The 21,538-nt window shown below is 65.1% G+C and carries 18 protein-coding genes; 10 read left to right on the top strand and 8 right to left on the bottom strand.

The features are described 5' to 3' along the window. Positions 1 to 257: 257 nt before the first annotated feature. The 8 genes from J2Y63_RS12810 to J2Y63_RS12845 all read left to right on the top strand — a co-directional run bounded on the left by J2Y63_RS12810 (position 258) and on the right by J2Y63_RS12845 (position 8,822). On the top strand, positions 258 to 1,472 hold the full coding sequence (locus J2Y63_RS12810; RefSeq protein ID WP_435266569.1) for an ABC transporter substrate-binding protein: 1,215 nt from the start codon (positions 258 to 260) through the stop codon (positions 1,470 to 1,472). Positions 1,473 to 1,625: 153 nt separating this feature from the next. Further along, positions 1,626 to 2,507, top strand: a complete 882-nt coding sequence (locus J2Y63_RS12815) for a carbohydrate ABC transporter permease (RefSeq protein ID WP_256119858.1) — start codon at positions 1,626 to 1,628, stop codon at positions 2,505 to 2,507. After that, complete coding sequence (locus J2Y63_RS12820) at positions 2,504 to 3,385, top strand: carbohydrate ABC transporter permease (RefSeq protein ID WP_256119859.1); 882 nt, start codon at positions 2,504 to 2,506, stop codon at positions 3,383 to 3,385. Before J2Y63_RS12815 ends, J2Y63_RS12820 begins: the two co-directional genes overlap by 4 nt. Before the next feature lie 5 nt (positions 3,386 to 3,390). After that, on the top strand, positions 3,391 to 4,521 hold the full coding sequence (locus J2Y63_RS12825; protein WP_435266374.1) for an ABC transporter ATP-binding protein: 1,131 nt from the start codon (positions 3,391 to 3,393) through the stop codon (positions 4,519 to 4,521). Between the two features lie 7 nt (positions 4,522 to 4,528). Beyond that, positions 4,529 to 6,037, top strand: coding sequence for a GMC oxidoreductase (locus J2Y63_RS12830; protein ID WP_435266375.1), 1,509 nt, complete (start codon positions 4,529 to 4,531; stop codon positions 6,035 to 6,037). Continuing rightward, a complete protein-coding gene (locus J2Y63_RS12835; protein ID WP_435266376.1) occupies positions 6,034 to 6,804 on the top strand; it encodes a 3-ketoacyl-ACP reductase in 771 nt (256 codons plus the stop codon). Before J2Y63_RS12830 ends, J2Y63_RS12835 begins: the two co-directional genes overlap by 4 nt. 36 nt (positions 6,805 to 6,840) lie before the next feature. After that, positions 6,841 to 8,496, top strand: coding sequence for a GMC family oxidoreductase (locus tag J2Y63_RS12840; protein WP_435266377.1), 1,656 nt, complete (start codon positions 6,841 to 6,843; stop codon positions 8,494 to 8,496). 8 nt (positions 8,497 to 8,504) lie between these two features. Next, positions 8,505 to 8,822, top strand: coding sequence for a Dabb family protein (locus J2Y63_RS12845; RefSeq protein WP_435266378.1), 318 nt, complete (start codon positions 8,505 to 8,507; stop codon positions 8,820 to 8,822). A gap of 98 nt (positions 8,823 to 8,920) precedes the next feature. Here the strand turns inward: J2Y63_RS12845 and J2Y63_RS12850 are convergent, their stop codons facing one another. From J2Y63_RS12850 to osmF, 4 genes are read right to left on the bottom strand one after another with little or no spacing between them, the layout of a single operon-like run. Further along, on the bottom strand, positions 8,921 to 9,664 hold the full coding sequence (locus tag J2Y63_RS12850; protein ID WP_435266379.1) for an ABC transporter permease: 744 nt from the start codon (positions 9,662 to 9,664) through the stop codon (positions 8,921 to 8,923). Next, a complete protein-coding gene (locus J2Y63_RS12855; RefSeq protein ID WP_435266380.1) occupies positions 9,661 to 10,599 on the bottom strand; it encodes an ABC transporter ATP-binding protein in 939 nt (312 codons plus the stop codon). The genes J2Y63_RS12850 and J2Y63_RS12855 overlap by 4 nt, the downstream gene beginning before the upstream one ends. Then, positions 10,596 to 11,756 (bottom strand): ABC transporter permease, encoded by a 1,161-nt coding sequence (locus tag J2Y63_RS12860; RefSeq protein ID WP_435266381.1) that lies wholly within the window; start codon positions 11,754 to 11,756, stop codon positions 10,596 to 10,598. Before J2Y63_RS12860 ends, J2Y63_RS12855 begins: the two co-directional genes overlap by 4 nt. Positions 11,757 to 11,811: 55 nt before the next feature. Further along, positions 11,812 to 12,723, bottom strand: coding sequence for a glycine betaine ABC transporter substrate-binding protein OsmF (osmF, locus tag J2Y63_RS12865; RefSeq protein ID WP_256119868.1), 912 nt, complete (start codon positions 12,721 to 12,723; stop codon positions 11,812 to 11,814). A 329-nt stretch (positions 12,724 to 13,052) separates the two neighbouring features. Between osmF and J2Y63_RS12870 the strand changes: the two genes are divergently transcribed. Continuing rightward, entirely contained in the window at positions 13,053 to 13,520 is a 468-nt protein-coding gene (locus tag J2Y63_RS12870; protein WP_435266382.1) for a DUF4126 domain-containing protein, read from the top strand. Further along, positions 13,517 to 14,893, top strand: coding sequence for an FAD-containing oxidoreductase (locus J2Y63_RS12875; protein ID WP_435266570.1), 1,377 nt, complete (start codon positions 13,517 to 13,519; stop codon positions 14,891 to 14,893). The genes J2Y63_RS12870 and J2Y63_RS12875 overlap by 4 nt, the downstream gene beginning before the upstream one ends. Positions 14,894 to 14,947: 54 nt before the next feature. Here J2Y63_RS12875 and J2Y63_RS12880 read toward each other — a convergent pair whose 3' ends face one another. The 4 genes from J2Y63_RS12880 to J2Y63_RS12895 form a co-directional block, all read right to left on the bottom strand. After that, positions 14,948 to 16,921 (bottom strand): tyramine oxidase, encoded by a 1,974-nt coding sequence (locus J2Y63_RS12880; protein WP_435266383.1) that lies wholly within the window; start codon positions 16,919 to 16,921, stop codon positions 14,948 to 14,950. Between the two features lie 28 nt (positions 16,922 to 16,949). Next, positions 16,950 to 18,356 (bottom strand): aldehyde dehydrogenase family protein, encoded by a 1,407-nt coding sequence (locus J2Y63_RS12885; RefSeq protein WP_435266384.1) that lies wholly within the window; start codon positions 18,354 to 18,356, stop codon positions 16,950 to 16,952. Between the two features lie 114 nt (positions 18,357 to 18,470). Next, a complete protein-coding gene (locus tag J2Y63_RS12890) occupies positions 18,471 to 19,397 on the bottom strand; it encodes a helix-turn-helix domain-containing protein (RefSeq protein ID WP_256119871.1) in 927 nt (308 codons plus the stop codon). Between the two features lie 79 nt (positions 19,398 to 19,476). Next, positions 19,477 to 21,537 (bottom strand): 3-hydroxyacyl-CoA dehydrogenase NAD-binding domain-containing protein, encoded by a 2,061-nt coding sequence (locus J2Y63_RS12895; protein ID WP_435266385.1) that lies wholly within the window; start codon positions 21,535 to 21,537, stop codon positions 19,477 to 19,479. Between the last annotated feature and the right edge of the window lies 1 nt (position 21,538).

The raw sequence follows: 21,538 nt of genomic DNA on the forward strand, positions 1-21,538 counted from the left end.
CGCCCGGATTTGCGGCAATTGCCTGCACTGCCTGAATTTACCGCATTTGCGAAAGCACATGGCCTCTGCTACCGGAGCGACTTGACTCCGCAAATTTACAACGTTTTAAATTGGCGCGGCACTTTGAGCCGCAAACGGAATTCCGATGCCTTCAAGGGCATCGGGGAAATCGGCGGGAGGAGGCTCTCGCCCTCGAACTTGCAAACGGGAGGAATACGATGCGCAAGTTTCTGACAACCACTGCGATCGCCGCGGTGATGATGACCATGGGCGGCATGTCCGCTACCAAGGCAGCCGAAGGCGTCGAGGTTCTGCACTGGTGGACCTCCGGCGGTGAAGCAGCCGCCCTCGACGTCCTGAAGAAGGACCTGGAAGCCAAGGGCATTTCCTGGACCGACATGCCGGTTGCCGGCGGTGGCGGCACGGAAGCCATGACGGTTCTGCGCGCCCGCGTCACGGGCGGCAACGCACCGACCGCCGTGCAGATGCTCGGCTTCGACATTCTCGACTGGGCCAAGGAAGGCGCACTCGGCAATCTCGACGACGTGGCCGCCAAGGAAGGCTGGGACAAGGTCATTCCGACCGCGCTCCAGCAGTTCTCGAAATATGACGGCCACTGGATCGCTGCCCCGGTCAACGTGCACTCCACGAACTGGGTCTGGGTCAACAAGGCAGCCCTCGATGCAGCCGGCGGCAAGGAGCCGACGAACTGGGATGAACTCGTCGCCCTTCTCGACAAGTTCAAGGAACAGGGCATCACGCCGGTGGCGCATGGTGGCCAGCCGTGGCAGGACGCGACGATCTTCGACGCGGTCGTGCTCTCCTTCGGCAACGACTTCTACAAGAAGGCGTTCATCGACCTCGATCCGGAAACGCTGGGCAGCCCCCAGATGAAGGAAGCCTTCGACCGCATGACGAAGCTGCGCTCCTACGTGGACGACAACTTCTCGGGCCGTGACTGGAACCTCGCGTCTGCCATGGTCATCGAAGGCAAGGCCGGCGTTCAGTTCATGGGCGACTGGGCGAAGGGCGAGTTCATCAAGGCCGGCAAGAAGCCGGGCACGGACTTCGTCTGCATGCGCTTCCCGGGCACGCAGGGTTCGGTCACCTTCAACTCCGACCAGTTCGCGATGTTCAAGGTTGCCGAAGACAAGGTGCCCTCGCAGCTCGTGATGGCATCCGCCATCGAGAGCCCGGCCTTCCAGTCGGCCTTCAACGTGGTCAAGGGCTCGGCGCCTGCCCGCACCGACGTCTCGGACGAAGCCTTCGACGACTGCGGCAAGAAGGCCATCAAGGACCTCGCGGAAGCCAACACCAACGGCTCGCTGTTCGGCTCCATGGCACACGGCCACGCCAACCCGGCCTCCGTCAAGAACGCCATCTATGACGTCGTGACCCGCCAGTTCAACGGCGAGCTTTCCTCCGAGGAAGCCGTGACGGAACTCAAGGCCGCCGTCGAGGCTGCGAAGTAAGGGGCTAGCCCCCTCACCTACCCTCTCCCCGCTGGGGAGAGGGGATTTGAACGTCGCGGCAAAGCCCTTCTCCCCGGCGGGGAGAAGGTGGCGGCAGCCGGATGAGGGGGCCACGCGCCGCCCTGCAACCCGATTTCAACGGTGGTATCGACCATGGATAGCCGCAGCCGGCTGCAGGAGCTTTTGCCGAAGCTCGTGCTGGCACCCAGTTTCCTCATCGTGCTCGTCTTCGTCTACGGCTTCATTGCCTATACGGGCTTCCTGTCGCTGACGGACAGCAAGATGCTGCCCTCCTACAACTTCGTGGGGCTGAGCAACTACACCAAGCTCTGGGCGCTGCCGCACTGGTGGCGGGCGATCTCGAACCTCGCGATCTTCGCCTCGCTCTACATCGTCATCTGCTCGGTGCTGGGCCTGGGGCTCGCCATCCTGCTCGACCAGAAGATCCGCGCGGAAGGCATCCTGCGGCCGATCTATCTTTACCCGATGGCGCTCTCCTTCATCGTGACGGGCACCGCGTGGAAGTGGTTCCTCGATCCCGGCATCGGGCTTGAGAACACCATGCACCTCTGGGGCTGGGAGAGCTTCGCCTTCAACTGGATCAAGGATCGCAACTACGCGATCTACTGCGTGGTGATCGCCGCCGTCTGGCAGTCCTCCGGCTTCGTCATGGCCATGTTCCTCGCCGGGCTTCGCGGCGTCGATAACGAGATCATCAAGGCCGCCCAGATCGACGGCGCCTCGACCACCACCATCTATCGCCGCATCATCATTCCGCTGATGCGCCCGGTCTTCCTGTCGGCCTTCGTCGTGCTCGCCCACCTCGCCATCAAGGCCTACGACCTTGTGGTGGCGCTGACCGGCGGCGGCCCCGGCCAGGCGACCGAACTGCCGGCGACCTTCATGTATTCCTACACCTTCACCCGCAACCAGATGGGCATCGGCGCCTCGTCGGCCATCATCATGCTGGTCATGATCTTCTCGATCATCATCCCCTACCTCTATTCCGAAATCCGCGGAGGCAAAGGCCGATGAGCGCTCAAAACCCCGACAACGTCATCTCGCACAACAAGCTGACGCGCGCGCTGATCTATACCGCGCTCATCCTGTTCGCCGTCTACTACATGCTGCCGCTCTACGTGATGCTGGTGAACTCGCTGAAGCCGCTCGACGAAATCCGCCAGGGCGGCATGCTGAACCTGCCGCAGGTCTGGACGATCGAGCCCTGGCTGCAAGCCTGGTCGACGGCACAGATCGGCGTACAGCCGACGGGCCTTCGCCCCTTCTTCATCAACTCGATCCTGATGGTCGTGCCGGCCGTGGCGATCTCCACCATCATCGGCGCGCTCAACGGTTACGTGCTGACCAAGTGGCAGTTCAAGGGCTCGAACATCTTCTTCGGCCTGCTGCTGCTCTCCTGCTTCATCCCGTTCCAGATCGTGCTGATCCCGATGGCACGCATCCTTGGCATGCTGGGACTAGCCGGCTCGCTCTGGGGCCTCATCCTGGTGCACATCGTCTACGGCCTCGGCTTCACCACGCTCTATTTCCGCAACTATTACGAAAACTTCCCGACCGAGCTGGTGCGCGCGGCACAGATCGACGGCGCGAGCTTCTTCCAGATCTTCTACCGCATCCTGCTGCCGTCGTCGGGGCCGATCATCGTCGTCTCCGTCATCTGGCAGTTCACCAATATCTGGAACGACTTCCTGTTCGGCGCCTCCTTCTCCGGCGCGAACACCACGCCGATGACGGTGGCACTCAACAACCTCGTCTCGTCCTCGACCGGCGTGAAGGAATACAACGTTCACTTCGCAGGCGCGATCCTCGCCGCACTGCCCACCCTCATCGTCTACATCGTCTCCGGACGGTACTTCGTGCGCGGCCTGATGTCCGGCGCCGTGAAAGGATAAGCCCCATGTCTTCAACACAGACATCTTTCCTCAAGATCAGCAATCTGCGCAAATCCTACGGTTCGCTCGAAATCCTCAAGGACATCAACCTCGAGATCGAGCAGGGCGGCTTCCTCGTGCTGGTCGGCCCGTCCGGCTGCGGCAAGTCCACGCTGCTCAACACCATCGCCGGCCTGGAGCCGATCACGTCGGGCGACATCGCCATCGACGGCCGCTCGGTCGCGGGTCTGCACCCGTCCAAGCGCGACATCGCCATGGTGTTCCAGTCCTACGCGCTCTATCCGAACATGACGGTCGGCGGGAACATCGCCTTCGGCATGGAAATCCGCGGCGTGCCGAAGGAAGAGCGCGACAAGGCGATCAAGCAGGTCGCCGACATGCTCCAGATCGGCCATCTGCTGGAGCGCAAGCCCGGCCAGCTCTCCGGCGGTCAGCGCCAGCGCGTCGCCATGGGCCGCGCGCTGGTGCGCGACCCGAAGCTCTTCCTGTTCGACGAGCCACTGTCGAACCTCGACGCGAAGCTGCGCGTCGACATGCGCACGGAAATCAAACGCCTGCACCAGCGCATGAAGACCACCATCGTCTACGTGACGCATGACCAGATCGAGGCGATGACGCTCGCCACCAAGATCGCCGTCTTGAAGGATGGCGTGCTGCAACAGTTCGGCTCGCCGGCGGAAATCTACAACAACCCCGCCAACATCTTCGTCGCCGACTTCATGGGCTCGCCCGCGATGAACCTGCTTTCTGCGAGGATCGAACAGAACGGCGCCGGCATGGCCGTCTCGCTCGCCCGCCACCAGGCGGAGCCGCTGGTGCTGTCCGTGCCGAACGCGCCCGGCGGACTGGCCGCCTACAAGGGCAAGGACGTGATCTTCGGCATCCGCCCGGAAGCCCTGACCGACCCTGACGGCGCGGACCGCAATGCCCGCACCGTCGCGGAAGGCGATTGCCTGATCGAGGTGGTGGAGCCCGCCGGCGCCGACACCTTCGCCGTCACCCATCTCGGTGGCAAGGAGATCGTCGCGCGCCTTCGCGCCGACGTGCGCATCGCCGCCGGCCAGACCGCACGCCTCGCCTTCAACCTCGACAAGGCCGTGTTCTTCGACCCCGCCAGCCAGCTTCGCATCGCCTGAGCAGACCATGACAACGCAGCCGGACATCGTCATCATCGGATCGGGCATTGGTGGCTCCACCATGGCCGCCGCGCTTGCCCCGACAGGCGCAAGGATCGTCATCCTGGAAGCGGGCGACCACCTGCCCGACCGTCCGGAAAACCGCGACCAGCGCGCCATCTTCCAGCGCGGCCATTTCCGCCCGAAGGAGATGTGGTACGAGGCCGACGGCACCGCCTTCAACCCCGGCAATTACTACAATGTCGGCGGCAACTCGAAATTCTACGGGGCGGTGCTGGTGCGCTACCGCCGCGAAGACTTCGAGGAGATGAAGCACCGCGATGGCATCTCCCCCGCCTGGCCCTTCCCCTATGAAGAGCTGGAGCCGTGGTATTCGGCGGCGGAAAAGCTCTACAATGTGCGCGGCACGCTCGGCGAGGACCCGAGCGAGCCGCACCATTCCGCGCCCTACCCCTTCCCGCCCGTGCCGGACGAACCGGCCATCGCGAAGGTGCGGGCGAAGATGAAGGCGAACGGCCTGCACCCCTATTCCCTGCCGCTCGGCGTTGACATCGACCGCTGGCTCGCCAAGGCGAAGACGCCGTGGGATGCGCATCCGAACGCCAACGACGGCAAGATGGACGCCGAAAGCACGGCGCTTGCCGAAGCCCTCAGGCACCCGAATGTCGAGCTGCGCACCAATTGCCGGGTGACGAGGCTCGCCACCGCCCCGCATGGCCGCACCATCTCGACCGTGCACTACATGCACGACGGCGAGGCGCACAGCATCTCGCCCAAACTGGTGATCCTCTCGGCCGGCGCCGTGCAATCGGCCGTGCTGCTGCTGCGCTCGGCCTCGGAAGCCTTCCCGAAGGGGCTCGCCAACAGCTCCGACCAGGTCGGCCGCAACTTCATGAACCACAATTCGAGCGCCGTGATCGGCGTCTCGCCCTTCTATAAAAACACCTCCGTCTACCAGAAGAGCTTCGGCTTCAACGACTACTACCTCTCGGACGGCAATGGTGGCGCGCCGCTCGGCAATGTGCAGCTGCTCGGTCGTGTCTCGGGAAAAATCCTGAAGGCCAATATGCCCTCCGTGCCGGAATGGCTGCTGGAACAGGTCGCCTCCCGCGCCATCGACTTTTACGCGATGAGCGAGGACCTGCCGCACCCGGAAAGCCGCATCACGGTGGACCGCGACCGCATCGTCATGAAATGGACGCGCACCAACTGGCAGGCCCATCTCGACCTCGTGACCAAGCTGAAAGCCGCGCTGAAGAAGGCCGGTTTCCCAATCGTGCTCGCCCGCGCCTTCGACAAGCGCACGCCCTCGCACCAATGCGGCACGGTGCGCATCGGCAACGATCCGGCAACGGCGCCGCTCGATATCTGGAGCCGCGCCTATGACCATCCGAACCTCTTCGTGGTCGACGCCTCCTACCTGCCGACCTCGGCCGCGGTGAACCCGGCGCTGTCCGTTGCCGCCCAGGCGCTGCGCGTCGCGGACCGCATCAAATCGAGGGATCTCGCCGTATGACGACACCAGCACGCCCCGTCGCCATCGTCACCGGCGGCCGCCGCGGCATCGGCCTCGGCATCGCAAAAGCGCTCGCAGCGCAAGGTTTCGACATCGCCATCACGGGCATCGGCGAGGTAGACGCCGCGACCGACGCCATGCTCGCCGAATTCAACGGCCGCGCGATCTACCTCAAGGCCGACCTCGCCGATCTCTCCGGCCATGCCGCAACCGTCGCGGCAATCGAAGACCGGCTCGGCGCCATCGGCTGCCTCGTCAACAATGCCGGCATCGCCTCCGTCGTGCGCGGCGATTTCCTCGATCTTTCGCCGGAAAATTTCGACACGATCGTCGGCACCAACCTGCGCGGCACCGTGTTCTTCACACAGGCCGTGCTGAAGGCGATGCTGCATTCGAAACAGGCCGCCGGCGCGCGCTCGGTCATCAACATCACCTCCGTCTCCGCCTCGCTCGCCTCGCCGGAACGGCTGGACTACTGCATGACAAAGGCCGGGCTTGCCGCCTTCAGCCAGGGGCTGGCGTTGCGGCTCGCGGACACCGGCATCTCCGTCTTCGAAATCCGCCCCGGTATCATCCGCTCCGACATGACGGCCGGCGTTTCGGGAAAATACGACACGTTGATCGAAGGCGGCCTCGTGCCGATGAAGCGCTGGGGCGAACCGGACGACATCGGCTCCGCCGCCGCCGCGCTCGCAACAGGCCAGTTCGCCTTCGCCACCGGCTCGGTGATCAATCTAGACGGCGGGCTTTCGATCGGCCGGCTGTGAGCCGCCGCGCCCGCGAAAAATTCTGAGGACGAAGACATGACCTACGACTACATCATCACCGGCGCCGGGCCTGCCGGCTGTGTGCTGGCAAACCGCCTCTCGGAAGACCCGGCCGTGCGCGTGCTGCTGCTAGAAGCCGGCGGCGGGGACTGGAACCCGCTGTTCCACATGCCCGCCGGTTTCGCCAAGATGACCAAGGGTGTGGCCAGCTGGGGCTGGGAGACGGTGCCGCAAAAACACATGAAGGGCCGCGTGCTGCGCTATACGCAGGCGAAAGTTCTCGGCGGCGGCTCCTCGATCAATGCGCAGCTCTATGCCCGCGGAAATGCGGCCGACTACGACCTGTGGGCCAGCGACGACGGCTGCGAGGGCTGGAGCTACCGGGAGATCCTGCCCTATTTCAAGCGGGCCGAGGACAACCAGCGCTTCGCCGACGACTACCATTCCTATGGCGGGCCGCTCGGCGTTTCCATGCCGGTCTCGGCGCTGCCGATCTGCGACGCCTATCTGCGCGCCGGCCAGGAGCTCGGCATTCCCTACAATCACGATTTCAACGGCCGCCAGCAGGCGGGCGTCGGCTTCTACCAGCTGACCCAGCGCAACCGCCGCCGCTCCTCCGCCTCGCTCGCCTACCTTTCGCCGATCAAGGATCGCAAGAACCTGACGATCCGCACCGGCGCCCGCGTCGCCCGCATCGTGCTGGAAGGCACGCGCGCCGTCGGCGTCGAGGTGGTGACGGCGAAGGGCATGGAGACGATCCGGGCGGAACGAGAGGTGCTCGTCTCCTCCGGCGCCATCGGCTCGCCGAAACTGCTCCAGCAATCCGGCATCGGCCCGGCCGACCACCTGAAATCCGTCGGCGTCGCGGTCAAGCACGACCTGCCCGGCGTCGGCTCCAACCTACAGGACCATCTCGACCTGTTCGTGATTTCCGAATGCACCGGCGACCACACCTATGACGGCGTCGCCAAGCTGCACCGCACGCTCTGGGCCGGCCTGCAATATGTGCTGTTCCGTTCCGGCCCCGTCGCCTCCTCGCTCTTCGAGACTGGCGGCTTCTGGTATGCCGATCCGGATGCGCGCTCGCCGGACATCCAGTTCCACCTCGGCCTCGGCTCCGGCATCGAGGCGGGCGTGGAAAAACTGAAGAATGCCGGCGTGACGCTGAACTCCGCCTACCTGCATCCGCGCTCGCGGGGCACGGTCCGGCTGTCCTCCGCCGATCCCTCCGCCGCGCCGCTGATCGACCCGAACTACTGGGAAGACCCGCACGACCGGAAAATGTCGATCGAAGGCCTGAAGCTCGCCCGCGAGATCATGCAGCAGGCCGCGCTGAAACCCTATGTGCTGGCCGAGCGCCTGCCGGGGCCGAAGGCGATGACCGACGAGGACCTTTTTGCCTATGGCTGCGCCAACGCCAAGACCGACCACCACCCCGTCGGCACCTGCAAGATGGGCACGGGGGCGGACGCCGTGGTCGGCCTCGATCTGAAGGTGCACGGGCTTGAAGGCCTGCGCGTCTGCGACAGTTCTGTCATGCCGCGCGTTCCTTCGTCCAACACCAATGCGCCGACCATCATGGTGGGCGAAAAGGGCGCCGACATCATCCGCGGCCTGCCGGCGCTGCCGGCCCAGGTCTTCCTGCATGAACGCAACGATGCGCGGCCCCGTGCCCGCGCCGACATAAGATAGGGGATACCATGATCCGCCACTGCGTCTTCATCCACTTCAAGCCGACCATTTCCGCCCACTACAAGGCCGAGCTCTTCAACGAGATCGATGCCTTGAAGAGCCGGATTCCGGGCATGCTCGCCGTCCATATCGGCACGAATGTCAGCCCGGAAGAGGGCATGGACAAGGGGTTTGCCGACGGCTTCATCGTCGACTTCGCCGACAGTTTCGCGCGGGACGCCTATCTGGAGGACCCGGAGCACAAGCAGACCGGCGGCCGGCTTGTCGCCGCTGCCGAAGGCGGCATCGCGGGCATCCTCGTCTACGACCTCGAAACCGGCGACTAAAGCAATTCCAGCAAAAGTGCGCAGCGGTTTTGCTTCCGGAATTGCGTAAAAACAAAGAGATAGAGCATTTCCGCGATTCGAAGAAACGCGGAAATGCTCTAGACCCGGCCCGCCCGACGCGCGAGCACCCGCTCGACAGCGGAAAAGGCATCGTAGATCAGCACCGCCAGCACGGCGACCACCAGGCCGCCTTGCAGCACGAAGGCGAGATTGTTGGATTGCAGGCCGGCGATGATGACCTCGCCGAGCGTCTTGGCCGCTACCGTCGAGCCGATGGTGGCGGTGGCGAGGCTGATGGTCACCGAGAGACGGATGCCCGCGAGAATGACCGGCAGTGCCAGCGGCAGCTCCACCTTGGTGAGCCGCTGCCAGGCCGTCATGCCCGTGCCGCGCGCGGCCTCGACGATGGCCGGTGGCAGGGTGGAAAGGCCCGTCATGGCATTCTCGAAGATCGGCAGCAGGCCATAGAGGAAGAGCGCGATAAGCGTCGGCTTCTCGCCGAAGCCGACGGCGGGAACGGCGAGCGCCAGCACCGCGACGGGCGGAAAGGTCTGGCCAATATTCACCAGGCTGCGCGACAGCGGCAGGAATTCCGCACCGATCGGCCGTGTCACGAGAATGGCAAGCCCGACGGCGACGATGGTCGCGGCGAGCGTGGCGGTAAAGACCGTCGCGAGATGCGAGAGCGTCAGCGACAACAGGCTGCCCTGGTTATAGACCGCCGGGGCATTGGCCTGCACGAGCGGCTTCAGCAACGGCTCGAACAGCATGGGCTGCACGAGAAAGGCGATCAGGATCACCAGCACCGCCAGCCGCAGAAGATTGGGCAGGAGCCGCTTCATTGCGGCCTCGCGGCACGACGCATCAGGGAGGCGAGCGTCACGCGGCCGAGCGGCGCACCATCGGCGCCGACGACCGGCAGGGCCTCACGGCCGGACCAGAGCAGCGCGGAAAGCGCATCGCGCTGGCTGAGTGTCGCCGCAATCGGTTCGCCCTCCGCCTCGCCGGCCTCCGCGGCATCGGCGACGGTGCCGATCGACAGCAGCCGGAACGGCCGTTCGCCGGCGCCGATCAGCGTCTCGACGAAATCGGTCGCCGGGTTCACCAGCATGTCCTGGGGCGCGGCGTACTGCACGATCTTGCCCTTGTCCATGACGGCGATCTTGTCGGCGAGGTGGAAGGCCTCCTCCATATCATGCGTGACGAGCACGATGGTCGTGCCGAAATGTTTCTGGATCGCCAGCAGGTCCTCCTGCGCCTTCGCCCGGATGACCGGGTCGAGCGCGCCAAAAGGTTCGTCCATCAGCAGGATGTTCGGCTCGGCCGCAAGCGCGCGGGCGACGCCGACGCGCTGCTGCTGGCCGCCGGACAGCTCGTGCGGATAACGCGGGCCGAAGGCGGCAGGGTCGAGCTGGAAAAGGGTCAGCAGTTCCTTGACCTTGGCGTCGATGCGGGGCTTGTCCCAGCCGAGCAGCGTCGGCACCGTGGCGATGTTTTCCGCGACGGTGCGATGCGGGAAGAGGCCATGGCCCTGGATGGCATAGCCGATGCGGCGGCGCAGCTCGTAGCCGGGGATCGCGCTGTTCGGCTCGCCGTCGATCAGGATTTTTCCGGACGTCGGCTCGACGAGGCGGTTGATCATGCGCATCAGCGTCGTCTTGCCGGAGCCGGACGTGCCGACGATGACGGTGATCGTGCGCGGTGCGATCGTCATCGAGACCGTGTCGACGACGGTCGTTTCGCCGTAGCGCTTGGTGATGGTGTCGATCTCGATCATGCGGCCCTGCCGGGTTTGTTGCTGGAAAGTTCGGTCGCGGCATCGAGAACGATGGCGGCGGCGAAGGCGAGCGCGACGGTCGGCACCGCGCCGAGCAGCACGAGGTCCATGGCCGTCTGGCCGATGCCCTGGAAAACGAAGACGCCGAAACCGCCGCCGCCGATCAGCGCCGCAATCGTCGCAAGCCCGATATTCTGCACGAGCACGATGCGGATGCCGGTGAGAATGACCGGGAAGGCGAGCGGCAGTTCGACGCCGAAGAGCCGCTGGCGGTCCGTCATGCCGATACCGCGCGCCGCATCGTTCGCATCGCGCGGCACGCCGGCAAGGCCGACCACCGTATTGGCGACGACCGGCAGCAGCGAATAGAGAGAGAGCGCGACGAAAGCGGGTGCCGCGCCGATGCCCCGGATGCCGATTGCCGCGGCCCCAGGCACATTGAGCGCAATCCAGCCGAGCGGCGCGATCAGCAGGCCGAACAGCGCGATCGACGGGATCGTCTGGATGATGTTCAGCACGTTGAGCACGCCGGCCCGCAGCGCCTCGACACGATGGCAGAGGATGCCGAGCGGCAGGCCGACGAGCACGGCCGCCGCCAGCGAGCCGAGCGCCAGAACGACATGCCGGCTCGCCTCCAGCCAGAACGTTTCGGCGCGGCTGCCATATTCCTTGAGGATCGACAGGCCATCCCAGACGCCGGACATCAGCAGTGCTGCGGCAGCGGCGGCAACGGCCGCGAGCAGCGCGACCCGGGCAAGCGGCGACAGCTTCAGTCGCGCCAGCGCATCGGTGGTCACCAGGGCGAAGGCGAAACTCGTGAGCCAGAAGCCCGAGGCCGGCGAAACGCGGGCATAGGTATTTTCCGGCGGCGTCAGATGGCCGGCGGCAAGGCCGATGAGGATGGCAAGTGCCAGCAGCGTGACAAGGCCGAGCACCAGCCGGAAGAGGGTCGGCGTCTTCGCCGCGATGAGGACGATGGCGACGACGGCAAAGGCAAGGAACGCGGCACCCAGCCCCGCGGGAAGCGCCTCGATGATCGACCGCGCCTCGCCGGGCACGATGCGGTTTGCGCGAAAATTGGCGAACGGCGCCAGAAACGCGCCATAGGCCAGCAATGCGGCGATCACCACGCCGAGCTTGTCGATCCTGAAGCGCATGGGCACCTTTCGGGGAGAGACGTCCTCCGCCCGGCCGGGCGGAGGACAAGCGAGCTTACTTGATGAAGCCGTTCTTCTTCAGGAAGTCCTCGGCAACGGCCTTGGCCGGCTCGCCGCCGACCTGAACGCGGCCGTTGAGATCCTGCAGCGTCACCAGATCGAGCTTTTCGAAGACCGGCTTCAGAATTTCCTCGATCTGCGGATTGGCCTTCAGCACCTCCTCGCGAATGATCGGCGACGGCTGGTAGACCGGCTGCACGCCCTTGTCGTCTTCCAGAACGACGAGGCCCGACGGCGCGATGCCGCCATCCGTGCCATAAACCATCGCGGCATTGGCATTGTTGGTCTGGTTGGCGGCGGCGGCAATCGTGGCAGCCGTGTCACCGCCCGAAAGCGTGATCAGCTGTTCCGGCTTCAGCGTGAAGGCGTAGGTCGTCTGGAAGGCCGGCAGGGCCGCAGCCGAGTTCACGAATTCGGAGGAAGCGGCAAGCACCACCTGGCCGCCACCGGCGACATATTTGCCGAAGTCGGTCAGCGTCACGAGCTTGTTCGGCTCGGCCACATCCTTGCGCAGCGCGATCGCCCAGGTGTTATTGGCCGGCGACGGCGTCAGCCAGACGATCTTGTTGGCGTCGAAATCGAGCGTCTTGGCGAGCTCATAGGCCTTGGCCGCATCCTTCCAGGCCGGATCGTCGGCCTTCTCGAAGAAGAAGGCGGCATTGCCGGTATATTCCGGGTAGATGTCGATCTCGCCCGCGATGATCGCCTGGCGCACGACCGGCGTGGCACCAAGCTGCACGCGGTCGGTCGTCTCGATGCCATTGGCATTCAGCACGGCGAGGATGATGTTGCCGAGCACGCCACCCTCGGTGTCGATCTTCGACGAGACGACGACCTGGGCCTGGGCGGCACCAGCCATAAGGCCGAGGGCCAGAGCGGCTCCGATGAATTTGACTGCAGGGCGCATGAGAAAACCTTTCGTTCTGTGCGGGAACCCGGAGTGGCATTCAGACCACGTTTGGGAACGCCCGTCCGGGCAACGCATTTCATATATGGCAGTGAATCGCAAAAAATAGACCGCGCCAGCGGGACTTTGCACGACGTTTGTTGCCGCGTTCAAAGCGCTTTCAAGATTGTGCGAAGAGAACGGTTTTGGCAACAGAAACGCGTTGCAATTGCCGGTCGCATCCGACACTCTTCGCGAAGGCCCGCTCCCATTTTCAAAGACAGCATTTCATCACCTTGCCGGGGAAACGTCCCGGGCCGATGTCCGGCGCAGATTTCATGAGGGGACACATGAGCATCTATATTCTTGCCTTGCTGATCGGCGTGGTGGCGGGGCTTCGGGCGATTACGGCACCCGCCGCCGTCAGCATCGGCGCCGCACTCGGCTGGCTGCCGGTTTCCGGCACCTGGGCGGCCTTCATGGGCTATCGCTTCACGCCCTATATCTTCGGCATCCTGGCGCTCGTCGAGTTTGTCACCGACCAGTTGTCGAGCACGCCGAGCCGCAAGGTGCCGCAGCAATTCGGCGCACGCATCGTCAGCGGTGCCTTCTGCGGCGCGGTCATCGGCACGGCCGGCGGCGCGCTGATCGGCGGTCTGGTTGCCGGCGTCATCGGCGCAGTCATCGGCACGCTCGGCGGCGCGGAAGCTCGCCAGCGCCTCGTGGCTGCCACCGGCGGCAGGGACCTGCCGATCGCGCTCTTGGAAGACGCCGTCGCCGTGCTGCTCGGTCTGTTCGTCGTCTCGTCGGTCGTCTGATGCAAACGTTCGACGCCATCATCATCGGAGCGGGCCAAGCCGGCCCGTCACTCGCCGGCCGGCTGACGGCCGCCGGCAAGACGGTCGCGCTGATCGAGCGAAAACTCGTCGGCGGCACCTGCGTCAACACAGGCTGCATGCCGACCAAGGCCATGGTCGCCAGCGCCTATGCCGCCCATCTCGCCCGCCGCGGCGCCGACTATGGCGTGGTGACGGGGGATATCTCGATCGACTTTTCCAAGGTCATGGCCCGCAAGGATAAGGTGCGCTTCGATGCCCGCAAGGGCAACGAGGACTGGCTGATGGGCATGCAGGGCCTCACCTTCATCCGCGGCCATGCGCGTTTCGAAAGCCCGACCGAGATCCGCGTCGGCGACGAGTTGCTGTCGGCGAAACAGGTCTTCCTCAATGTCGGAGGCCGGGCCGTCGTGCCGGATTTCCCGGGCGTCGGTGACGTGCCCTATCTCGATAACGTGTCGATGATGGACCTGGCCGAGGTGCCGAAACACCTGGTCGTCATCGGCGGCAGCTACATCGGGCTGGAATTCGCCCAGATGTTCCGCCGTTTCGGCTCGGAGGTCACGGTGGTCGAGAAAGGGCCACGGCTGATCGCCCGCGAGGACGAGGACGTCAGCGCCGCCGTGCGCGACATCCTTGAGCGCGAGGGCATCCATATCCGCACCGGGGCGGAATGCATCCGCTTCTTCCGGCAGCAGGACGGCGTCGGGGTGGGCGTCGATTGTACGGCCGGCCCGCCGGAGATCGTTGGCTCGCACATCCTGCTTGCCACCGGCCGGCGGCCGAACACCGACGACCTCGGCCTCGACAAGGCGGGTGTGACGGTGGACAAGCGCGGCTATATTTCCGTCGACGAGCGGCTGGAAACCAACGTGCCGGGCGTCTTCGCCATGGGCGACTGCAACGGCCGCGGCGCCTTCACCCACACCGCCTATAACGACTTCGAAATCGTCGCCGCCAACCTGCTCGACAACGAGCCGCGCAAGGTCTCGGACCGCATCCAGACCTACGCGCTCTACATCGACCCGCCCCTCGGCCGCGCCGGCATGAGCGAGACGGAGGCACGCAAGACCGGCCGCAAACTGCTGATCGGCACCCGCCCGATGACACGGGTGGGCCGTGCCAAGGAAAAGGGCGAAACGCTCGGTTTCATGAAGGTGATCGCCGATGCCGAAACGAAGGAAATCCTCGGCGCCTCCCTCCTCGGCACGGGCTGCGACGAAGCGGTGCAGAGCATCCTGGACGTGATGTATGCGGGCAAGCCCTACACGACGATCACCCACGCGGTGCATATCCACCCGACGGTGGCGGAGCTGATTCCGACGGTGTTCGGGGACATGCAACCGGTGGAATGAAAAAGGCCCGGGATCGCTCCCGGGCTTTTTACATTTGTGAGGGGCGGCCCGTCTCTACTTCCTGATCGTCAGCGCCGGGTTATGGGCGAAGAAGTTGTGCGGCATGATGTGCACGGTCTTCCACTCCGTCGACATGACCGGCCAGTCCTCCATGCGCGGGATATGGTGGAAGCCGGCGGAGAACCAGGTGACGATATCCTTGCCCATCAGGCTCTGGTCCTTTTTCACCCATTCGGCGAGCGTATCCGAGCCATCGCTCTGCATGGCGAACTTGCCGCCGGCATAACGCTGTTCCGGGTCGTAGACCGTGTTCCACACCGAATATTCGATATAGGCATTGCGCTTCATCGGCGGGTCGTTCTCGAAATCGAACGGGCCGTAGGACACGTCGCCATGGTGGATCATGTAGCCCGGCTCATGGCCGAGATAGCCTTCACGCGACGGGTCGGAGATGTGGAAGTAGCGCGGCTGCGAGGACGAGAGCTTGTAGCGCGCCTCCAGCTCCGTCATCGGCATCTTGTGCTCGACCGTCCACATCGACTTGCGCGGGCTCGACGCGTCGAGCTTGGCTGGCACGATGTCCATCGTGGAAAAATGGTTGATCGGCTGGTCGACGTCGAAGTCGATGCGGAAGTTGAAGTAGTGGTCGTGGTTGGCGGCGACGAGGTTCGGCGCGATCAGCGTGCCATAGGCTGTGTCCGCCTTCGCCGTCGGGTCCTTCATCGAGGTGGAGGCAACGCCCTTCACCGCGTCAAGGCCGGTGGCGCCGACATAGATGTTGACCTGGCCGTTCTGCTGCAGGCGGTAGTCGATCAGGTAGTCATAATTGCCGACTTCCGAGGCCGTGCGCACGACGAGTTCCGTCGCAGGCCGCCCTTCCGCCGGCACCGGGTTTTCCGGCGTCTGCGCAAACACTTCGAAATGGCGCCAGGCCGGGTCGCCGATATTGCGCTCGAAGACGCAGATCGCATCGGGAATGACGAGCGGCGCGCCCTTGTCGTCGGCAATCGTCGCCGGCAGGAAGGTCGCGTGCGACGGGCAGTCGATACCGGCGCGCAAGGGGCTCAGGAACAGGCCGAAACCATATTCCCCGCTGTCCATGTAGGTGCGCCAGTACCAGCCTTCCGTCGGGTCCATATAGGGCACGAAGACTTCGGACAGATGCGCCTGGTAGATGACCGAGCGCCAGGTGCCGGCATCGTTGACATCGAGATTGGAGACGACGAGACCCGGGCGCTTGTCGACACGGAAGTTGAAGCGCCACATGTCCCATTCGATATGGCTGCCATCGATCTTGTAGTTCGGGCCGCCTTCCTGCACGAGCTTGACCGGCTTGGTTTCCGGACGCAGCGGCAGGCGCTTGGCGACCTCCTCCTCCGTATAACCCCAGCCATCCTTCGGCCCTTCCACGACGCCGGTATCGATAACGCGCAGCACTTCCTTCTTGCCGATATCGTAGACGGCGAAGAGGCCTTCGACCGGCTTGGCATAAAAGTTGGAGCCTTCCGGCACCTGGTAACACGGCACCTTCATCAGGCGGGAATTCTGGTATTCCTCCGTGAAGAAGTTGCCGCCGGTCAGCGGCAGGCAGAAGGCCTGTTCCGGCTTCAGGCCGCGCTTGGCAAGCCCCGCCACCATGTCCGGATGGCCGAGCGCGCCTTCCAGCGCATTCATGAACTCGGTGAAAAGCACCATCGGCTGGCCGGCCGTCTTGGCGTTGCTCTCGACCGTGCCCTTGGTGATGTTGACGACCGCCTCGCTGAACCCCTCGGCGCTGGTGAAATAGACCGTCGCCTTGCGATCGAGGCTATCGCCTTCCTTCCACGCCAGCACGTCGGCCTTAGCGGGCTCCTTCAGCTCGATCAGCGGATAGAGCGTGTTGTCGTCCGCGACCTTCTCACCGCGCAGGATCTGGTTGATCTTCTGGTATTCCTCGGCCGTCAGCCCGTCGAGCGGATGCGCGGCCGCGGCACCGGCGGCAAGGCCGAGCGCCAGCGCCGTCGAGGCCAGGTGTTTGAAAAGTCTCATGATCGTTCCCTCTTCTTGCTTGGTTCTGTCAGGCGAAGACCACCTGGATATCGGTGTATTCGGCAAGCCCCTCTTCGGCGAACTCGACGCCGATGCCGGAGGCCTTCACGCCGCCGAAGGGCGCATTCGGCTGGATGGCGCCGTGTTTGTTGATCCAGACGGAGCCGCAGGCGAGCCGGCTCGCGACCTTCTTCGCCGCCGCAATATCCGAGGACCAGACGGAGCCGCCGAGCCCGTTCGGGCTGTCATTGGCAAGCCGGATCGCCTCCTCAACATCGGAGTAGCGGATGATCGGCAGCGCCGGGCCGAACTGCTCCTCGTCGACCAGCGCATCGCCGTTGCGAAGGCCGGAAACGATGGTGGGCGGGAAGAACAGGTCCTCGCCCGGCTCGCCACCGAGCAGCACCTTGCCGCGCCCCTTGGCATCCGCGACGAGGCGCGAAACCTTGTCGAACTGCATACGGTTCTGGATCGGCCCCAAAATGCTTGCCTCCTCCATGCCGTTGCCGACCGGGATCGCCTTCGCATAGGCGACGAGCGCATCGCAGACGGCGTCATGAATCGAGTCGTGTACATAGAGCCGCTTCATCGCCGCGCAGGTCTGGCCGTTGTTGATGAAGGCGCCCCAGAACAGGCCCTCGGCGATCTGCTGCGGATCGGCATCCGGCAGCACGATGCCGGCATCGTTGCCGCCGAGTTCGAGCGTCAGCCGCTTCATGGTCTCGGCGGCGGACTGCATGACCTTCTGCCCCGTGGCGCAGGAGCCGGTGAAGACGATCTTGCGGATATCCGGATGCGCCGACATGGCACCGCCGAGATTGAACGCCTTGTCGTCACCGGTCACCACATTGACGACACCCGGCGGCAGCACCTCGTTCATGATCTCGACGAGGCGCAGCGTCGAAAGCGGCGTATAGGGCGAGGGTTTCACGACGACCGTATTGCCGGTGCGCAGCGCCGGAAGAATGTGCCAGACGGCAATCATCACCGGGAAATTCCACGGCGTGATGGAGCCGACGACGCCGAGCGGCTTGCGCGTGAGTTCGATCCGGCCCTGCTCGTTGTCCTGCAACACCTTGACCGGCATCGAGAGCCCGGTCGTGAAACCCGCCCAGGCGACGGCGCCGCCGATCTCCCAGCGCGAGCCGAGCCCGTTCAGCGGCTTGCCCTGCTCCAGCGTAACGATCTCGGCAAGTTCCGCTGCATGCTCCTCGATCTTCGCCGTCACGGCGGCGCAGGCGGCCTGCAAGGCCTCGTCGCTCTGCGCCGACCACGTCACGAACGCCGCCTTGGCGACGGCGACGGCGGCATCGAGCTCCGCTCCGCCCATGTTCGGCGCGCGGCCGACTTCTTCGCCCGTCGCCGGGTTCAGCACGGCAAAGTCCGAGCCGACACTGGCCGGCTTGCCGCCAATCGTTGCCTTGAATTCCATCATTTCCGCCTCCTCCAAGGAACGGCCCACCTCCGGCGGGCACATCTGGTGGCAGAGAATAGGCGTTGGCGGGGCGTCAGACTTGGACGGTGCCGTCCCGCCTTTTGGACAAAAGCGTCAATGGCAGCGCGCGACCGCACCCGGCGTCGTGCCATATTTCTTGCGGAATTCGCGGTAGAAATAGGACAGGTCGTTGAAGCCGCAATCGAAGGCGACGGCCGTGACGCCTTCCGCAGGCTGATCCCCCTTGCGGGTAGAAAGCCGCGCATGGGCAAGCTCCAGCCGGCGGTTCAGCAGCCGGTGCCCGGGCGTCTCGCCGAGCGGCCGGAAGTGCCGCTGCAAGGTGCGCTCCGGCACGTTGAGGCGTGAGGCCAGTTCGCGCGGGCCAAAAGCCGGATCAGCACGGTGGCGATCGATCATCGCAAGCGCCCGTGACAGCAGCGTCTCGGCCGGGCTGGCGGCGCCCATCACGCGCGTCGAATGCAGGTAGGCGCCCATCAGGCAGAGGAAGGCCTCGCCAAGCTGCGCCTGCGCGCCCTCCTCCATCAGCATCTTGGCGATGACGGCGCGCATGGCGAGCCAGAGCGGATCGTCACGCGAAATCGAAAGCCCGCCGGTGCAGGCATTGCCGAAGCGGTGCACCATCTCGTCGCGCGGAATGTGCAGCGACACCTGGTTCGAACGCTCGCCACGATAGAGGAAGGTCGAGGGTTTGACGGAATCGACGAGGAACATGTCGCCGGGTGAGAGCTCCGCGACATGATCGCCCTGCTCGACGCGACATTGGCCGGCATCCTGCACTAGCAGGAAGAAATATTCGCCGGGATCCTGCCGGATGGAGCGGGTGTTACGCGCGACCTCGGAGGCATCGAGCGCCACGATCGCCGTATCGAACGGCCCGACGCGCCGCGTGGTGACATCGCCGTTGACGACACCGCCCCGACGCATCGGCTCCAGGTCGAACGAGCCGCAGACCCGGCGGATCTCGGCCTCCAGAATTTCCACCGCCACCGGCTTGTGTCCCGGCGTCATCAGCGACTGCATCGCGCCCTCCCCGGCTCCAGCAGAATGCCCACACTCCCAAACTATCTCATCACAGTCCGCAGCGCTTGCCTATCGTTCTCTAGCCAGCAAGCCCCGAAAAACCGCCCGCTTCCGCCGCCCGGCGCAGGCCTGCGCATGGCGGATCGGCAAGGCCATCCGAAGCAAGCCGGTCGAGCAGCACCACAACCTCGGAAAGCCCACGCGCTTCGGCATAATGCATCGGCCCGCCGCGGTAGCGCGAAAAACCGTAGCCGTGGATTTTCACGAGATCGATATCGGCGGAGCGCAGCGCCACGCGCTCTTCCAGAATGCGCGTCGCCTCGTTGACCATCGGCAGCAGGATGGCGTCGGCGATATCAGCCTCGTTCCACACTTGCTGCGGGCGGCCCGCCGCCTCTTCGGCGATAATCGCCGCCACCGCTTCCGACGGTTTTGGCGCGCGGTCGCTCTGCTGATAGTCGTACCAGCCGCCCCCGGTTTTCTGGCCGAAACGCTCGATGGCGCAAAGCCGATCGGCAACGGGCGCGAAGGGCGTTTCACCGCGTGCGCGGGCGGCCTTGCGCTGGAAGGCGGCGATGTCGAGGCCACCGAGATCCTGCGCCTCGAACGGGCCCATCGGCAGGCCGAAGGCGCGCATGGCGGCGTCGATCGCGGACGGCGTCGCGCCGGAGAGCAGCAGCCGCTCGGCCTGCGCGCGTGTGACCTTCAGAATACGGTTGCCGATAAAACCATCGCAGATGCCGGCGCGGACGGGGATTTTTCCCAGGAGCCGGGCGAGCGCGAAACCGGTTGCCAGAACGTCCGGCGCAGTCGTTTCCGTCGGCACGATCTCCAGCAGCTTCATGATATGTGCCGGGCTGAAGAAATGCAGGCCGAGGAAGCGTTCGGGATGGCTTACGCCTTCGCTGATTGCGTTCGGATCGAGATAGGAGGTGTTTGTGGCCAGCACCGCATCCGGCCGGCAGACCGACGAGAGTTTTTCGAAGACGGCGCGCTTGACGGCAAGGTCCTCGAAGACGGCTTCGATGACGAGATCCGTATCGGCCAGCAGGCCATAGTCATCGCCACCGGTGACGCCGGCCATGCGCTCGTCGGCAAGCGCCTGCGTCATGCGCCCGCGCTTCACCGACCCCTCGTAGATGGCCCGCACATTGGCAAGCCCGCGCTCGACCGCCGCCGCATCACGCTCGATGAGAACCACCGGCAGGCCGGCATCGCGCAGCGCGGCTGCGATGCCCGCGCCCATCGTCCCGCCACCGATGATCGCCGCGGAGCGGATATCGCGCGGCGTGACCCCGGCAAGCTCCGGCGGGCGCGGCGCGGCACGCTCGGCGAAGAAGACATGGCGCAGCGCCGCCGCCTGTTCGGAGCCGCGCAACTCCAGAAAAGTCTCGCGCTCGAAGGCCATGGCACCGGCAAAATCCGTTTCGCTCGCCTTGTGCAACGATGCGAGCGCCCTGAGCGGCGCGATCTCGCGCCTGGCCTTGGCGGCGACCGCCTTTTCCGCGCTTTCCCAGAAGCCCGCATCGACTGCCGGCACGTCGCGGCTGGAGATCGGCTGCGGCAAGGATTTTTCCGCTACGTCGCCGGCGAAGGCGATCGCGCCGGGCATGAGATCGCCGTCAAGAACCGCATCGATGACGCCGAGCCCTTCGGCCTTCTTGGCGCCGACCGAGCTGCCACTCGTCACCAGATCGACGGCCGCTGCGGGGCCGATCAGCCGCGGCAGGCGCACCGTGCCACCGGCACCAGGAATGATGCCGAGCTTGACTTCCGGCAGGCCGAGGCTGGCGGAGGCGACCGCCACGCGATAGGCGCAGCCGAGAGCCACTTCCAGCCCGCCGCCAAGCGCGCTGCCATGGATCGCCGCGACCCAGGGCTTTTTCGCCGCCTCGATGCGCGCCACTACATCCGGCAGATGCGGCGGCTGCGGCGGCTTGCCGAATTCGCTGACATCCGCCCCGGCAATGAAGGTGCGGCCGGCGCAGATCAGCACGACGGCCTTGACCGTCGCGTCCGCATCCAGCTCTGCAACCGCCTCCACCAGCGCCTGCCGCAGCGCCTGCGACAGGGCGTTGACGGGCGGGTTATCGACGGTGACGACGGCGATGGCGTTTTCGCGGACGATGGTGACGGTCATG

This window comes from Shinella sp. BE166, from assembly GCF_051201095.1.
Lineage (GTDB): Bacteria > Pseudomonadota > Alphaproteobacteria > Rhizobiales > Rhizobiaceae > Shinella > Shinella lacus.

Coding starts and splice junctions, on each gene's coding strand:
- J2Y63_RS12895 (WP_435266385.1), bottom strand. CDS start 21,537: ATGACCGTCACCATCGTCCGCGAAAACGCCATCGCCGTCGTCACCGTC.
- J2Y63_RS12880 (WP_435266383.1), bottom strand. CDS start 16,921: ATGAGACTTTTCAAACACCTGGCCTCGACGGCGCTGGCGCTCGGCCTT.
- J2Y63_RS12840 (WP_435266377.1), top strand. CDS start 6,841: ATGACCTACGACTACATCATCACCGGCGCCGGGCCTGCCGGCTGTGTG.
- J2Y63_RS12855 (WP_435266380.1), bottom strand. CDS start 10,599: ATGATCGAGATCGACACCATCACCAAGCGCTACGGCGAAACGACCGTC.
- J2Y63_RS12890 (WP_256119871.1), bottom strand. CDS start 19,397: ATGCAGTCGCTGATGACGCCGGGACACAAGCCGGTGGCGGTGGAAATT.
- J2Y63_RS12815 (WP_256119858.1), top strand. CDS start 1,626: ATGGATAGCCGCAGCCGGCTGCAGGAGCTTTTGCCGAAGCTCGTGCTG.
- J2Y63_RS12850 (WP_435266379.1), bottom strand. CDS start 9,664: ATGAAGCGGCTCCTGCCCAATCTTCTGCGGCTGGCGGTGCTGGTGATC.
- J2Y63_RS12860 (WP_435266381.1), bottom strand. CDS start 11,756: ATGCGCTTCAGGATCGACAAGCTCGGCGTGGTGATCGCCGCATTGCTG.
- J2Y63_RS12825 (WP_435266374.1), top strand. CDS start 3,391: ATGTCTTCAACACAGACATCTTTCCTCAAGATCAGCAATCTGCGCAAA.
- J2Y63_RS12810 (WP_435266569.1), top strand. CDS start 258: ATGATGACCATGGGCGGCATGTCCGCTACCAAGGCAGCCGAAGGCGTC.
- J2Y63_RS12820 (WP_256119859.1), top strand. CDS start 2,504: ATGAGCGCTCAAAACCCCGACAACGTCATCTCGCACAACAAGCTGACG.
- J2Y63_RS12885 (WP_435266384.1), bottom strand. CDS start 18,356: ATGATGGAATTCAAGGCAACGATTGGCGGCAAGCCGGCCAGTGTCGGC.
- J2Y63_RS12870 (WP_435266382.1), top strand. CDS start 13,053: ATGAGCATCTATATTCTTGCCTTGCTGATCGGCGTGGTGGCGGGGCTT.
- J2Y63_RS12835 (WP_435266376.1), top strand. CDS start 6,034: ATGACGACACCAGCACGCCCCGTCGCCATCGTCACCGGCGGCCGCCGC.
- osmF (WP_256119868.1), bottom strand. CDS start 12,723: ATGCGCCCTGCAGTCAAATTCATCGGAGCCGCTCTGGCCCTCGGCCTT.
- J2Y63_RS12830 (WP_435266375.1), top strand. CDS start 4,529: ATGACAACGCAGCCGGACATCGTCATCATCGGATCGGGCATTGGTGGC.
- J2Y63_RS12845 (WP_435266378.1), top strand. CDS start 8,505: ATGATCCGCCACTGCGTCTTCATCCACTTCAAGCCGACCATTTCCGCC.